Source organism: Branchiibius sp. NY16-3462-2 (assembly GCF_001594145.1).
Taxonomy (GTDB): domain Bacteria; phylum Actinomycetota; class Actinomycetes; order Actinomycetales; family Dermatophilaceae; genus Branchiibius.
The window spans coordinates 309,363-321,915 of the sequence record NZ_LVCF01000035.1 but is presented as its reverse complement, the minus strand read 5'-3'; the positions used below and the strand labels follow the sequence as shown (position 1 = coordinate 321,915).

Genomic DNA, 12,553 nt, shown 5'->3' with positions numbered 1-12,553 from the left:
CCTCAGATCAGGATCGGCGCGATCAGGAAGCCTAGGGCGATCGAGCTGGCGACCGCCACCAGGCCGGGGATCATGAACGAGTGGTTGAACAGGTATTTGCCGATCCGGGTCGTTCCGGTGTCGTCGAGCTCGATTGCCGCCACCACGGTTGTATACGTGGGGAGCAGGAACAGCCCGGTCACCGCGGGGAAGCACGCGAGCAACGTCGAAGCGGACACGCCCATGCCTGCCGCCACAGGCATCAGCGCGATCGTGGTCGCCGCCTGGGAGTACAGCAGCGCCGAGGCCAGCAGCAGGACGATCGCCAACATCCAGGGATGGTCGTGGATAACGTCGCCGCCGATCCGCTCGATGTCCTCAACGTGGTTCTGCACGAAGGTGTTTCCTAACCAGGCCACGCCGGTGATGCAGACTGCCGCGTTCATCCCCGCCCGGAAGGTGGGGGTCTCGATGACCGCGGGCGGTTCGACCTTGCAGAAGACCAGGATGAGCAGCGCGGCCAGCATCATGAACGTCATGATCGCCGCCGACCGGTCGATCGTCGGATCGCTGATCAGACCGACCGACTCGGAGATCGCGGTGGAGTACAACACCACGACCACGAGGGTCACCGCGAAAATGATCAGCGATAGCCCGGCCCCTTTGCGGGCCTTGAAATTTGCCTTCGCCTCCGGATCGGATTGCGCGACCAGACCACGGGCCAGGCGGTCCTGGTAGATCGGGTCATCCTCCAACTCACAGCCCTGTTTTGAAGCGACGAAGGCGGCGATCATGCACCCGGTCAGGGTGCAGATACCGGAGATCGTGAGCATCTTGATGAAGTCGACGCCCATGGGTTCCAGGACGGCGGCCATCGCCACCGTCGCGGCAGAGATCGGGGAGGCAACGATCGCCATCTGGGAGGCCACCACGGCGATGGACAGTGGCCGGGACGGGCGGATCTTGGCTTCCTTGCTGACCTCGGCGATCACCGGCAGTGTCGAGAAGGCGATCTGTCCGGTGCCGGACAGGACGGTCATGAAGTAGGTGACGATTGGTGCCATGAACGTGATGTTGCTCGGCCGCGACCGTAGTAGTCGTTCCGTGCGGTGGACGAGCAGTTCCAGTCCCCCGGCGGCCTGCATGGCTGCGATCGCTGCGATGACGCAGATGATGATGCCCAGAACATCCCACGGCACACCGGTCTTGGCATCCACGTGCAGGCCGAGCAGCCCCAGCACGATCACCCCTGCGCCACCGGCCAGGCCGATGGCGATACCGCCGAGTCGCGCTCCGATGAAGACGAAGAGCAGGACGACCAGGAACTGCAGGATGATCATGAGCTCGAGGAGTCCGTGTCCGCCGCGGTCTGCTTCTCCAGCGGCGGGATGCCTTTCTCGTCCGGGGTGTAGAGCCGGCCGGCGAACGTCGGATTCAAGAAGTTGGCCGTCGACAGCAACTGGTCCAACTGCGTTTCGGACAACAGGCCCATCTCCAGGGCCACCTCGCGCACTCCCCTGCCGGTCCGCGCCGCTTCCTTGCCGACTTGATCGCCGGCGTGGTGCCCGATGACCTCATTGAGATAGGTGACGATGCCGACGGAGTTCATCACGTAGGCCTCGCACACCTCGGGGTTGGCGGTAATACCGGTGATGCACTTGCTGCGCAACGTGGCGCAGGCGTTGGTGAGCAGCCGCGTCGACTCGAACAGCGACTCCGCCAGCACCGGCTCCATGACGTTCAACTGGAGCTGACCGGCCTCGGCTGCCATGGTGATCGTCACGTCGTTCCCGATCACCTTGAAGCAGACCTGGTTGACGACCTCGGGGATGACCGGGTTGACCTTCGCCGGCATGATCGAGGAGCCGGCCTGCATCTCTGGCAGATTGATCTCGTGCAGTCCCGCGCGAGGTCCAGAAGACAACAGCCGCAGGTCATTACAGATCTTGGACAGCTTGGTCGCCAGGCGTTTCACGGCTGAGTGCACCGCGATGTAGGCGCCGTTGTCGTAGGTCGCCTCGACCAGGTGGGCCGCCGGTACCGTCCCCAGTCCGCTGACCTGGGACAGGTGCCGGGCCGCTGCCGCCGGATACCCTGGCGGGGTGTTCAGCCCGGTGCCGATCGCGGTGGCTCCGAGGTTGACCTCCAGGAGCAGTTCGGCCGCCGTGCGCAGCCGGGTGATCTCCTCGTGCACGTTCACCGCGAACGCCTCGAACTCGCTGCCGAGGCTCATCGGGACCGCATCCTGCAACTGCGTCCGGCCCATCTTCAGGACCGTCGCGAACTCCTGTGCCTTGGCAGAGAAGGCGAACGACAGTTCCTGCACCTCCTGGACGAGGGCTTGGACCATCGTGTACGCCGCGACCCGGAAGCCGGTCGGGTAGGCGTCATTGGTCGACTGGGATTTGTTGACGTGGTCGTTGGGGTTGATCACGTCGTAGCGGCCCTTGTCGTACCCGACCAGTTCGAGGGCCAGGTTGGCGACGACCTCGTTGGTGTTCATGTTGACGCTGGTGCCGGCACCGCCCTGGAAGACGTCGATCGGGAACTGATCCATGCAGCGCCCGTCGTCCAGGATGGCGTCGCAGGCGGCGACGATGGCGTCAGCGACATCGACCGGCAGGACGCGCAATTCCTTGTTCGCGAGAGCGGCGGCCTTCTTCACCATGACCATGCCGCGGATGAATTGGGGGACGTCGTTGATCGTGATCCCCGAGATCGGGAAGTTCTCGATCGCTCGCACGGTGTGGATGCCGTAGTACGCGTCTGCGGGCACTGGTTTGGAGCCCAGCAGATCCTCTTCAGTTCGCGTCGTCATGCTGGGAACGCTAGTGCCTTGGGGCGATCGTCCGGAAGGGTTGGAGGTTACCCGATCCGCAGCGCCGAACGCGCCGCTTCGAGCGCTTGATCGGCGTATCCGCGCCCGAAGATCACCACGTGCGCGAGCAGCGGAAAGAGCTGGTGCAGCGGGACGCGGGCGCGCCACCCGGGTGCCAACGGCGAGGCCTCGTCGTACGCCGATCGGATGCGTTCCAGGTTCGGGCACCCGAAGAGTGCCAACAGGGCGAGGTCGCTCTCCCGGTGGCCACCGTGGGCGGCAGGATCGATCAGCCAGGCGGCATCGTGGGACCACAACACGTTGCCCGACCACAGGTCGCCGTGCAGTCGTGCGGGTGGCTCGGCCGGACCGGCCAGCTGCGGCAACCGCGCACAGACCTCCTCGAACACCGTCGACTCCCCCGCGCTCAGCGACCCGGCGTCAACCGCCTGACGCACGTAGGGAAGTACCCGGTCCTGGGCATACCACGTCGGCCAATCATCCTGGGCCACAGGTTTGTTCAGCATCCGGGTCATTCCGAACCAGGCGAGCTCCGGGCCGCCGGGTGGCGCGGCGCCGAAGGCATCAGCCCCGGCCGCGTGCAGCGTCGCGAGACGACGCCCGAACTCCTCGGCGACCTGGGGGTCGGGTCGGCTGGACTCGACGTACGCCGTGACCAGCCTTCCCGGGTCACTCACCAGAACCTCGGGGAGCGGCGGGCCGCCCTCCACCTGCAGCCACTCCAGGGACGCAGCCTCCGCATCGATCGATGACTGTGGCGCGTCCTTGGCGAAGCCGCGCCGGCCGTCGCTCAGCGTGACTGGTCGCGCACCCACTGCACCACTCCGGAGGTAGCAGACTCGACCATGGTGAGCACGTCCTGGAACTCGGCCGGACCGTCGTAATACGGATCCGGGACCTCCGCACCGTCCGCGTCCGGATCGAACGAACGCAGCAGATGCACCCGGTCTGCCGGTGCGCCCAGGCGCCGCAGGTCGCGAGCGTGCCCGCTGTCCAGGGCCACCAACAGATCCGCGGACAGGTCACTGTCGGTGATCTGATGCGCGACGTGCGATGCCGAATATCCCGCTGCCGTAAGCACATCCACCGCACGGGAGTCGGCTGGCTCACCTTCGTGCCAAGGGCCCGTCCCTGCACTGGTCACGGTCGCCGCATCGGCGAGTCCGGCGTCTTGGAGGTGGCGCTGCAGCACCTTCTCGGCGATCGGCGACCGACAGATGTTCCCGGTGCACACGAAGACGATGCGCAACGGGTCAGGCATGTTTGCCGGGCCAGGGGAAGAAGAAGGAGACACGCTGCTGATAATCGCGGTAACCGGGCCGGTCCTGCATCTTCTTCTCGGTCCGCTTCGCGCCGGTCGCGTAGATCAGGAAGTAGTTCATCGCGATCGGTGCCGGGAAGGTCCACCCCGCCGGTGGCGATGCAGCCGCCGCTACGTACGCCCCGTCCCAGAAGAGCGAGTCGCCGAAGTAGTTGGGGTGACGCGACCAACCCCACAGGCCCGTGTCGAGCACCGACGGCCGCTCCTCCCGGGGACGGGCGGAGTAGGCGTCCTTCTGACGGTCCGCGATCGCTTCCACCACGGCACCGGTCACCATGATGGCGGCACCGAGGGGGAACAGCAGGCGGCGCTTGCCCCGCGGCAGGGTGGAGGATGCTGCCAGCTGGGTGGGCGTTGATACCAGCAGCTGGGAAACAGCCTGTGTCACAAACACTTTCCCGATGACACCGGCAGTCGATGCGCCGGAGAGGAACTCGGTGTAGCGATCGTCTTCCGTATCCTTGCCGCGCAGCCGCCCGAGCATCAGGTGTTCCAGCCGCGCCGCCCAGGCGGTGGTGAGCACGGCGGTCGTCCATCGGCGTACGGGATCACCATTGCCCAGCACGGCTCCGGTGAGGGCGACCGCAGCCAGGCCGGGGCCCCACGCGCCGTCGGCGTAGTCGCGGCGCTGCCGTGGGATCGCCACTGCAGCGGTCGCGGTCTGGATGGTGGTCACTGCCAGGGCGGAGACGGCGACGACGCGGCGCAGATTTCGGGTGTCGAGGTTCATCACTGCCACGGTAACCGCGCGATCAGCGTGCCACGTACCTGGACAGGTACTCCCCCGTCAGCGTCGACCGGGCGGCCACCAGATCTGCAGGTGTGCCTTCGAAGACGATCCGGCCGCCGTCGTGTCCGGCGCCCGGCCCCAGGTCGATGATCCAGTCGGCGTGGGCCATGACCGCCTGATGGTGCTCGATCACGATCACCGACTTCCCGGAGTCCACCAACCGGTCCAGCAGGGCCAGCAACCGTTCCACGTCCGCCAGGTGTAGACCGGTCGTCGGCTCGTCGAGGACGTAGATGTCGGCCTTCTCCCCCATCTGCGCGGCCAGCTTCAAACGCTGCCGCTCGCCTCCGGACAGGGTGGTGAGCGGCTGGCCAATGGTGACGTAGCCCAACCCCACATCGACCAGCCGGGTCAGGATCCGTTCTGCCGCAGGAAGTTTCACCTCTACGCAGAAGGCTGCCGCCGCGTCGGCGGACATCTCCAGCACGTCCGCGATGGACCGACCGGCGAGGGTGTAGCCGAGCACCTCGGGCTGGAACCGGCGCCCTTCACAGTCCTCGCACACCGTGCTCACCCCGGCCATCATGCCCAGGTCGGTGTAGATGACGCCGGCGCCGCCGCAGGTCGGGCAGGCGCCTTCGGAGTTGGCACTGAACAGCGCCGGTTTGACTCCGTTGGCCTTGGCGAACGCCTTGCGCAGCGGCTCGAGCAGGCCGGTGTAGGTGGCGGGGTTGGACCGACGAGACCCGCGGATCGGCGTCTGGTCGATGACCACGACCTCGTCGCGCCCGCTCAGCGAGCCATCGATGAGCGAGCTCTTGCCGGAGCCGGCCACTCCGGTGACAACGACCAGCACCCCGAGCGGGATGTCCACGTCGACATCCTGCAGGTTGTGCGCGCTGGCGCCGCGAATAGGCAGGGAGCTAACCGATCGACGTACGTCGACCTTCAGTGCCGCTCGATCGTCCAGGTGCCGCCCGGTGACAGTCCCAGACGACCGCAGGTCGGCCACCGGACCCTCGAAAGTCACTGTGCCACCGGCAGATCCGGCACCCGGTCCCAGGTCGATGACGTGATCCGCGATCGCGATGAGTTCTGGCTTGTGCTCCACCACCAACACGGTGTTGCCCTTGTCGCGTAGCTGCAGCAGCAACTCGTTCATCCGCGCGATGTCGTGTGGATGCAGCCCGACCGACGGTTCGTCGAAGATGTAGCTGATATCGGTGAGCGCAGAACCCAGGTGCCGGATCATCTTGACCCGCTGGGCTTCTCCCCCGGACAACGTGCCCGCCGGCCGGTCCAGCGACAGATAACCCAACCCGATGCGGTCAAACGCAGACAGACTGTCCCCCAGTGCGGTCAGCAACGGCCCGACGGACGGTTCCTCCAGAGAGCGGACCCAGGTCGCCAGGTCCGTGATCTGCATGGCGCAGGCATCAGCGATGCTCACGGTCCCGATCCGGGAGTTGCGAGCCGGTTCGGCCAAGCGGGTCCCCTCGCACTCGGGACAGACCGAGAAGGTGATCGCCCGGTCCACGAAGGCCCGGATGTGCGGCTGCATGGCTTCCCGGTCCTTGGCCAGCATCGACTTGGTGATCTTCGGGATCAGACCCTCGTAGGTGACGTTGATGCCGTCGACCTTGATCCGGGTGGGTTCCTTGTAGAGCAGCGCGTCCAACTGTTTGGCGGAGAACTTCGCGATCGGTTTGTCGGCCGGGAAGAAGCCGCAGCCCTTGAAGATCCGCCCGTACCACCCGTCCATCGAGTACCCGGGGATCTTCAGTGCGCCATCCTCCAGCGACAGGTTGTCGTCATAGAGCGCGGTGAGGTCGAAGTCGGAGACACTGCCACGACCTTCGCAGCGCGGACACATGCCGCCGAGCCGGGAGAAGGTCGCCTTGGTCGCTCGCTTGGTCCCGACACTGATCGCTCCGGAGCCCTGCACGGTGGGGGTGTTGAACGAGTAGGCCGGCGGCCCACCGATGTGCGGAACCGCCAATCGGGAGAACAAGATTCGCAGCATCGCATTGGCGTCAGTCGCGGTGCCCACGGTCGAGCGGGGATCGGACCCGATCCGTTCCTGATCCACGATGATCGCGGTCGTCAGCCCGTCCAGCACATCGACGTCCGGTCGCGCCAGGGTGGGCATGAAGCCCTGGACGAAGGCGCTGTAGGTCTCGTTGATCAACCGCTGCGACTCGGCAGCGATCGTCCCGAACACCAGCGAACTTTTGCCCGATCCCGACACCCCGGTGAAGACAGTCAGGCGGCGCTTGGGGATGGTCACGTCGACGTCCCGCAGGTTGTTCACCCGCGCCCCGTGCACGGTGATCACGTCGTGCTGGTCGGCCGGGGCGATTGGCTGTCCGGAGCGGGTCATGTGGCCATGATGGTGGGCATGCTCCCCTCCGTGCGACCCCGCCGCGCCGACATCACCGGCCACCACGTCCTGATCACCGGTGCGGCCAGCGGCATCGGACGCGCGGTGGCCGACCAACTCGCGGCCCGTGGGGCGATCCTGCATCTGACCGATATCGACGGCGAGGGTCTGGCCGATGCGCGCACGTCGATCGCGGCCTCCGGGGGCAGCGTCGCTACCGCCCGGACCGCTGACGTGACGTCGCTGGACGCAATTCGTGACCTCGCTGAGGAGGTTCACGCCCAGACCCCGGCTGTGGATGCCGTGCTCAACGTCGCCGGTATCGCCATCTGGGGCAAGGTCGAGAAGATGTCCGCCGAGCAGTGGCAGCAGGTGATCGACGTGAACCTGATGGGACCGATCCACGTCATCGAGACCTTCGTGCCGCCGATGATCGAACACGGCCGCCGCGGCCACCTGGTCAACGTGTCGTCTGCCGCCGGGCTCCTCGGTCTGCCGTGGCACGCCGCGTACAGCGCCAGTAAGTTCGGGGTGCGCGGCGTCAGCGAAGTGCTGCGGTTCGATCTGGCCCGGCACGAGATCGCGGTGACGCTGGCCTGCCCCGGTGCGGTCGACACGCCGTTGACCGAGTCGATGCGGATCGCCGGGATCGACACCAGCACAGCACAATTCGCAAAGTTGCGCCGACGCTTCCAGCACCGGGCCATCAGCCCGCAGGTTGCCGCGGAACGCATCGTCGGCGGCATGCTGGCTCGCAAACCGCTGGTGTACACCTCAGCCGACATCCGGGCGCTGCACGCGGTCCAGCGCTACGTACCACCGGCCTACGCGGCGATGATGCACGCGGCCAACCGGATGGCCGACCGAGCGGAACGGAGTCTGCGATGACCAGCGGACAGAAGAGCAGCAGACAGCTGAGCACCGGACGACAGGTGACGCGGGTGCGGCCCGGCCGGTTCGGCGAGATCGGTATCAGTGCCTGGGTGCTGGCTCGCGGTGGTGGCCGGCTGGCCAGGACGGAGCCGATGAACCTTTTCCGGGTGCTCGGCCGCAACAAAGGACTGTTCCGCGGGTGGCTGCACTTCGCCGCTCGTTTGATGCCGTTCGGGACACTGCCACGCGCCGAGTCCGAACTGGTCATTCTGCGCGTCGCCGCGCTGCGCGGATCGGACTACGAGTTGCGCCAGCACCGCCGGATTGCCCGGGGCGCGGGCCTCAGCCGGGAGCGGATCGCGGCCGTCGAGAGCGAGTCCGCTGACGGTGACTGGACGGACCGGCAACGGGCCATCCTCGCGGCTGTGGACCAGTTGGTGCTGACCCGCGATGTCGACGACGCCACATGGGCGGCCGTTGCGGAACACCTGGATGACCGGCAGTTGGTCGAACTGGTCCTGCTCGCAGGTCATTACGACATGCTGGCCGCCGCCATCCGCGCGTTGCGTATTCAACCGGAGGTGCCAAGCCCCTGACCCCAGGTCATGGCACGTCGCGGTAGGTCACCCGCCGCACGATCTGGCTGATTACCTGTTGCGACGTGCCGTACTCCTGCGCCAACAAGGACTGGGGCGTCCCCGAGGCCGCTGCGGAGCGAATCTGGCGGATCTGGTCGTCGCTCAACGGCTTCCGGGTCGCCGTACCGCGACGACCGCTGATGATCGAGTCGATCGTGGACCGCGAGATACCCAGGTCAGCAGCGATCTCGGTGCGCTTCTCACCCGAGGCGACCCGTCGGCGTACCTGCTCGATCTGCTCCGCGGACAACGTCTTTCGCGGAGCGGCGGCTGGCCGGGGTGACGTCGCGGGCGCCGAAGCCGACCGCAGGGAACGTGTCGCGATCGGACCCCCCGCCGAAGCGCGGGTGCGACCGTTGACAATGGCCGACACCGCAGTCTGGGCGATGCCGAATTCCGTTGCCAGATCGACCTGTCGGGCACCGGCGGCATATAGCTCGCGCAACCGCACCACCTCGGCGTCACTGAGGGCCATCAGCGCCACCGGTCCGTGGACAGGAATACCCGCAGTGCAGAGGTGAACGCCTCGGGCTGGTCCGAGTGCAGCCAGTGGCCGGCGCCCTTGATCACCACGTAGGTCATCCGGGGAAACAGCCGCTCCATCTCCGGGCGGTCGGCGTCGGTGATGTAGTCCGAGCGCTCCCCCGCCAGCCACAGCACCGGATGGTCGAAGGTGGCGTCGATATCCGGGAAGCCGGCGATGGGAATCAGACTGTCCCGCAACAGATCCAGGTTCGCCTGCCAGCGGAACCCCTCTGGCGTGGACCGCAGGTTCTGCAGCAGGAACCCGCGCACCGCATCGTTGGGCACGAGCGGGCGCAACTGCTCCTCGGCATCGCCGCGACGGTGGATGGTGCTCAGATCCAACGACTTGAGCGAGTCCAGCAGATGCTCGAACTGCCCCGCGCTCTCGGAATGTCGCGGTGAGATGTCCGCAACGACCAACCGGTCGACGATGTCGGGGTGTCGCAGCGCCAGCACCATCGCCACCTTGCCGCCCATCGAGTGGCCGACGATGTGCACCGGGCCGTCCGCGGCGAAACCGTCCCGCAGGAACTGCGCCACCCGGTCGGCCAGGTCGACGTAGTCCACGGTCTCGGTCCACGCGGACCGGCCGTGGTTGGGCAGGTCGACCAGCAACGAACTGAACTGCGGTGTCAGGGCTTTGGCGATGCGCGTGAAGTTCTTGCCCTGACCGAACAGGCCGTGCAGGAAGACGATCCGATCGCCCTCGTCGCCGATCTGGGTTGCGTGAATCTGCGTCTGCTCCACGGCACAGAACGTACTAGGCAAGGATCGAGCCATGACATCGCTTCCCGAGTGGGCATCCGGACTGGGTCTGCAACCGCATCCCGAGGGCGGCTGGTATGCCGAGACCTACCGGTCGCAGGTGGCGGTCGGTGACCGGGTCAGCGCCACCGCCATCGTCTTCCTGCTGACGCCCGGGCAGGAGTCGGCGTGGCACCGGGTGCGATCGGATGAGCTGTGGATCCACCAGAAGGGCGGCCCGCTGGAACTGGATCTGGGCGGCTCGGGTGACCACCCGGCGTACGCCGATCGCACCCTCCTCGGGTCCGACCCGTCCGCGGGGCACCGCTTCCAGTCCCTCGTGCCCGGCGGTCACTGGCAGGCGGCCCGCCCCGCCGGGGACGAACCGGTCCTGGTCGCCTGCATGGTCACGCCCGGCTTCGACTTCGCGGACTTCGAACTGGCCACCGGGTCGTAACGTGGCCGTATGACCACCACCGCGCAGTTGCTCCAAGATCTCTTCGACCGGGTCCGGCAGGAGGCGGCAGCGGTCCTCGACGACAGCACCGGGGCCGACCTTGCGGCGACGCCCGGCGGCAACAACTCGGTGGCGTGGTTGCTGTGGCACACCGCCCGGGTGCAGGACGCCCAGATCGCCGACGTCGCCGGCACGGAGCAGGTCTGGACCGCCGGCGGCTGGGCACAGCGGTTCGCGCTGCCCTTCGACGAATCGGCTACCGGCTACGGACAATCGCGTGAGCAGGCAGCGCAGGTGACGGCGAGCGCCGAGTTGCTGCGCGGCTATCTTGACGCGGTCGCGGAGCGCAGCGACGCCTACCTGGCCAGCCTCACGGACGAGGATCTCGACGCCATCGTCGACGAGAACTGGGACCCGCCGGTCACCCTCGCGGTCCGGCTGGTCTCCGTCGCCGCCGACGATCTGCAGCACGTCGGTCAGGCCGCCTACGTCCGCGGGATGACTGGATGACCATGCATCCTCTGCGCGACCTCACCCTCGAGCAGTTGCGCAGCCGCACCAGTGTGAAGTGGCGGGCCTATCCCCCGGACGTGCTGCCCGCGTTCGTGGCCGAGATGGACGCCCACCCGATCCCGGCGGTGGTCGAGGCCGTGACCCGGGCGATGCGCGACGGTGACACCGGCTATCCCGCCGGCAGCGGCTACGCCGAGACCTTCGCGCAGTTCTCCGAACAGACCTGGGGTTGGCGCTGGGACCCCGCCCGGGCGCTGCCCATCATCGACGTGGTCACCGGTCTGGCGCTGGCGATCGAGGCCCTGACCGACCGTGGCGACACGGTCGTGCTCAGCTCGCCGGTCTACGGGCCGTTCTTCATGGTCATCGAGCGCACCGGCCGTACGCTGCTGGATGCGGCCCTCACCTCGGATGGCCGCCTGGACCCGGTGGCTCTGGAGAGCGCCTTCCAAGCGGCCACCCGTGGCGGCCGATCAGCCGCGTACCTCCTGTGCAATCCGCACAACCCGAGTTCCGTTGTCCATACCGCCGACGAACTGGCCGGCCTGGCGCAGCTGGCCGATCGGTACGGCGTGCGCGTGGTCTCCGACGAGATCCACGCACCGCTGGTCGCGAGCGGGTTCACGCCGTACCTCGACGTGCTCGGGACCGAGCGAGCCCTGACGGTGACGTCGGCGTCCAAGGCGTTCAACCTGGCGGGGCTCAAAGGCGCACTGGTGATCGCGGGAACCGACGCGATGCCGGCCCGCGCGGCCATCTCGCGCATGGTCGGCGCGCTGCCCAGCCACCTCGGCTCGATCGCGCACACCGCTGCCCTGCGCGGCGGCCGCGACTGGCTGACGGGACTGCAGCAGGACCTCGAGGAGAACCGGGAACTACTGCGCGAACTGCTGAATCGTGAACTGCCCCAAGTGGGTTGGGGCGGCGACCCCGGCACCTATCTGGCCTGGTTGGACTGCCGCGACCTCGGCCTCGGTGACGACCCGGCGGAGCACTTCCTGACGGTGGGCCGGGTCGCCCTGGCCCACGGTCGCGACTTCGGCCCGACCGGCGCCGGATTCGCCCGGCTCAACCTGGCCACCACCCCCGAGTTGCTCACTGAGGCAGTCGCCCGGATTCGGCGCTCTCTCTAGCAGGGCGAGACCGCAGCACCATGCCGATCGTGCCGGGCGCGGACGGCACGAAACCCACCGATTCGTACAGCCGCACCCCGGGCCCATCAGCCATCAGGGTGACGTACGGGTCTTCCGGGGCGTGCTGCTGGATCAGGCCCAGCAGCCGGTCGATGACCGCCCGGCCGATCCCCTGCCGTTGATACTGCGGATCGGTGGCCATGTCGGCCAGGTGGAAGTACCACCCGCCATCCCCGATCACCCGACCCATCCCGACCACCGCCCCGGTCGCCGACTCCGCCACGTGGCACCAGGCCCAGCTGTTGGTCAGCGCTGGAGCGGCCTGGTCCGGGCGTTTGGGCGTCAGGCCGGATCCGGCGCGCAACCGCAGGTAGTCCGCGAGCGGCGGTGGGCCATCGATCAACTCGTAGCGTTCGTCCAC

Annotated in this window: 14 protein-coding genes; 5 read left to right on the top strand and 9 right to left on the bottom strand. The window is 67.4% G+C overall.

What is annotated here, in order from left to right; all coding sequences use genetic code 11:
• Positions 1 to 2: 2 nt before the first annotated feature.
• From AZH51_RS10950 to AZH51_RS10925, 6 genes are read right to left on the bottom strand one after another with little or no spacing between them, the layout of a single operon-like run.
• Positions 3 to 1,319 (bottom strand): anaerobic C4-dicarboxylate transporter, encoded by a 1,317-nt coding sequence (locus tag AZH51_RS10950; protein ID WP_291524147.1) that lies wholly within the window; start codon positions 1,317 to 1,319, stop codon positions 3 to 5.
• A complete protein-coding gene (gene aspA, locus AZH51_RS10945; RefSeq protein ID WP_291524145.1) occupies positions 1,316 to 2,797 on the bottom strand; it encodes an aspartate ammonia-lyase in 1,482 nt (493 codons plus the stop codon). Before aspA ends, AZH51_RS10950 begins: the two co-directional genes overlap by 4 nt.
• 47 nt (positions 2,798 to 2,844) lie before the next feature.
• On the bottom strand, positions 2,845 to 3,633 hold the full coding sequence (locus tag AZH51_RS10940; RefSeq protein WP_291524143.1) for a fructosamine kinase family protein: 789 nt from the start codon (positions 3,631 to 3,633) through the stop codon (positions 2,845 to 2,847).
• Positions 3,609 to 4,079, bottom strand: coding sequence for a low molecular weight protein-tyrosine-phosphatase (locus AZH51_RS10935; protein ID WP_291524141.1), 471 nt, complete (start codon positions 4,077 to 4,079; stop codon positions 3,609 to 3,611). Before AZH51_RS10935 ends, AZH51_RS10940 begins: the two co-directional genes overlap by 25 nt.
• Entirely contained in the window at positions 4,072 to 4,869 is a 798-nt protein-coding gene (locus AZH51_RS10930; protein ID WP_291524139.1) for a DUF1295 domain-containing protein, read from the bottom strand. The genes AZH51_RS10935 and AZH51_RS10930 overlap by 8 nt, the downstream gene beginning before the upstream one ends.
• 22 nt (positions 4,870 to 4,891) lie before the next feature.
• Positions 4,892 to 7,249 carry an excinuclease ABC subunit UvrA gene (locus AZH51_RS10925; protein WP_291524137.1) on the bottom strand — a complete coding sequence of 786 codons (2,358 nt, stop codon included), beginning with the start codon at positions 7,247 to 7,249 and terminating at the stop codon, positions 4,892 to 4,894.
• An 18-nt stretch (positions 7,250 to 7,267) separates the two neighbouring features.
• On the opposite strand from AZH51_RS10925, the gene AZH51_RS10920 reads away from it, so the two are divergent.
• Entirely contained in the window at positions 7,268 to 8,137 is an 870-nt protein-coding gene (locus tag AZH51_RS10920; RefSeq protein ID WP_291524135.1) for an SDR family oxidoreductase, read from the top strand.
• Positions 8,134 to 8,718 carry a carboxymuconolactone decarboxylase family protein gene (locus AZH51_RS10915; protein WP_291524133.1) on the top strand — a complete coding sequence of 195 codons (585 nt, stop codon included), beginning with the start codon at positions 8,134 to 8,136 and terminating at the stop codon, positions 8,716 to 8,718. The genes AZH51_RS10920 and AZH51_RS10915 overlap by 4 nt, the downstream gene beginning before the upstream one ends.
• 7 nt (positions 8,719 to 8,725) lie before the next feature.
• Here the strand turns inward: AZH51_RS10915 and AZH51_RS10910 are convergent, their stop codons facing one another.
• Both AZH51_RS10910 and AZH51_RS10905 read right to left on the bottom strand, forming a co-directional pair.
• Entirely contained in the window at positions 8,726 to 9,235 is a 510-nt protein-coding gene (locus AZH51_RS10910) for a helix-turn-helix domain-containing protein (RefSeq protein WP_291524131.1), read from the bottom strand.
• Complete coding sequence (locus tag AZH51_RS10905; protein WP_291524129.1) at positions 9,235 to 10,032, bottom strand: alpha/beta fold hydrolase; 798 nt, start codon at positions 10,030 to 10,032, stop codon at positions 9,235 to 9,237. The genes AZH51_RS10910 and AZH51_RS10905 overlap by 1 nt, the downstream gene beginning before the upstream one ends.
• Positions 10,033 to 10,063: 31 nt before the next feature.
• Between AZH51_RS10905 and AZH51_RS10900 the strand changes: the two genes are divergently transcribed.
• The 3 genes from AZH51_RS10900 to AZH51_RS10890 are packed head-to-tail and all read left to right on the top strand — an operon-like array spanning position 10,064 to position 12,132.
• Entirely contained in the window at positions 10,064 to 10,486 is a 423-nt protein-coding gene (locus AZH51_RS10900; protein WP_291524127.1) for a cupin domain-containing protein, read from the top strand.
• A 9-nt stretch (positions 10,487 to 10,495) separates the two neighbouring features.
• Entirely contained in the window at positions 10,496 to 10,996 is a 501-nt protein-coding gene (locus AZH51_RS10895) for a DinB family protein (RefSeq protein WP_291524125.1), read from the top strand.
• Positions 10,993 to 12,132 carry an aminotransferase class I/II-fold pyridoxal phosphate-dependent enzyme gene (locus AZH51_RS10890; protein WP_291524123.1) on the top strand — a complete coding sequence of 380 codons (1,140 nt, stop codon included), beginning with the start codon at positions 10,993 to 10,995 and terminating at the stop codon, positions 12,130 to 12,132. Before AZH51_RS10895 ends, AZH51_RS10890 begins: the two co-directional genes overlap by 4 nt.
• On the opposite strand, the gene AZH51_RS10885 is transcribed toward AZH51_RS10890, so the two are convergent.
• A complete protein-coding gene (locus AZH51_RS10885; RefSeq protein WP_291524121.1) occupies positions 12,095 to 12,553 on the bottom strand; it encodes a GNAT family N-acetyltransferase in 459 nt (152 codons plus the stop codon). The two genes, AZH51_RS10890 and AZH51_RS10885, sit on opposite strands and share 38 nt — an antisense overlap.

What these genes read in the sequence shown, in the direction of transcription:
- AZH51_RS10920 (WP_291524135.1), top strand. Translation starts at nt 7,268, where the DNA reads ATGCTCCCCTCCGTGCGACCCCGCCGCGCCGACATCACCGGCCACCAC.
- AZH51_RS10935 (WP_291524141.1), bottom strand. Translation starts at nt 4,079, where the DNA reads ATGCCTGACCCGTTGCGCATCGTCTTCGTGTGCACCGGGAACATCTGT.
- AZH51_RS10910 (WP_291524131.1), bottom strand. Translation starts at nt 9,235, where the DNA reads ATGGCCCTCAGTGACGCCGAGGTGGTGCGGTTGCGCGAGCTATATGCC.
- AZH51_RS10890 (WP_291524123.1), top strand. Translation starts at nt 10,993, where the DNA reads ATGACCATGCATCCTCTGCGCGACCTCACCCTCGAGCAGTTGCGCAGC.
- AZH51_RS10925 (WP_291524137.1), bottom strand. Translation starts at nt 7,249, where the DNA reads ATGACCCGCTCCGGACAGCCAATCGCCCCGGCCGACCAGCACGACGTG.
- AZH51_RS10930 (WP_291524139.1), bottom strand. Translation starts at nt 4,869, where the DNA reads ATGAACCTCGACACCCGAAATCTGCGCCGCGTCGTCGCCGTCTCCGCC.
- AZH51_RS10900 (WP_291524127.1), top strand. Translation starts at nt 10,064, where the DNA reads ATGACATCGCTTCCCGAGTGGGCATCCGGACTGGGTCTGCAACCGCAT.
- aspA (WP_291524145.1), bottom strand. Translation starts at nt 2,797, where the DNA reads ATGACGACGCGAACTGAAGAGGATCTGCTGGGCTCCAAACCAGTGCCC.
- AZH51_RS10915 (WP_291524133.1), top strand. Translation starts at nt 8,134, where the DNA reads ATGACCAGCGGACAGAAGAGCAGCAGACAGCTGAGCACCGGACGACAG.
- AZH51_RS10950 (WP_291524147.1), bottom strand. Translation starts at nt 1,319, where the DNA reads ATGATCATCCTGCAGTTCCTGGTCGTCCTGCTCTTCGTCTTCATCGGA.
- AZH51_RS10895 (WP_291524125.1), top strand. Translation starts at nt 10,496, where the DNA reads ATGACCACCACCGCGCAGTTGCTCCAAGATCTCTTCGACCGGGTCCGG.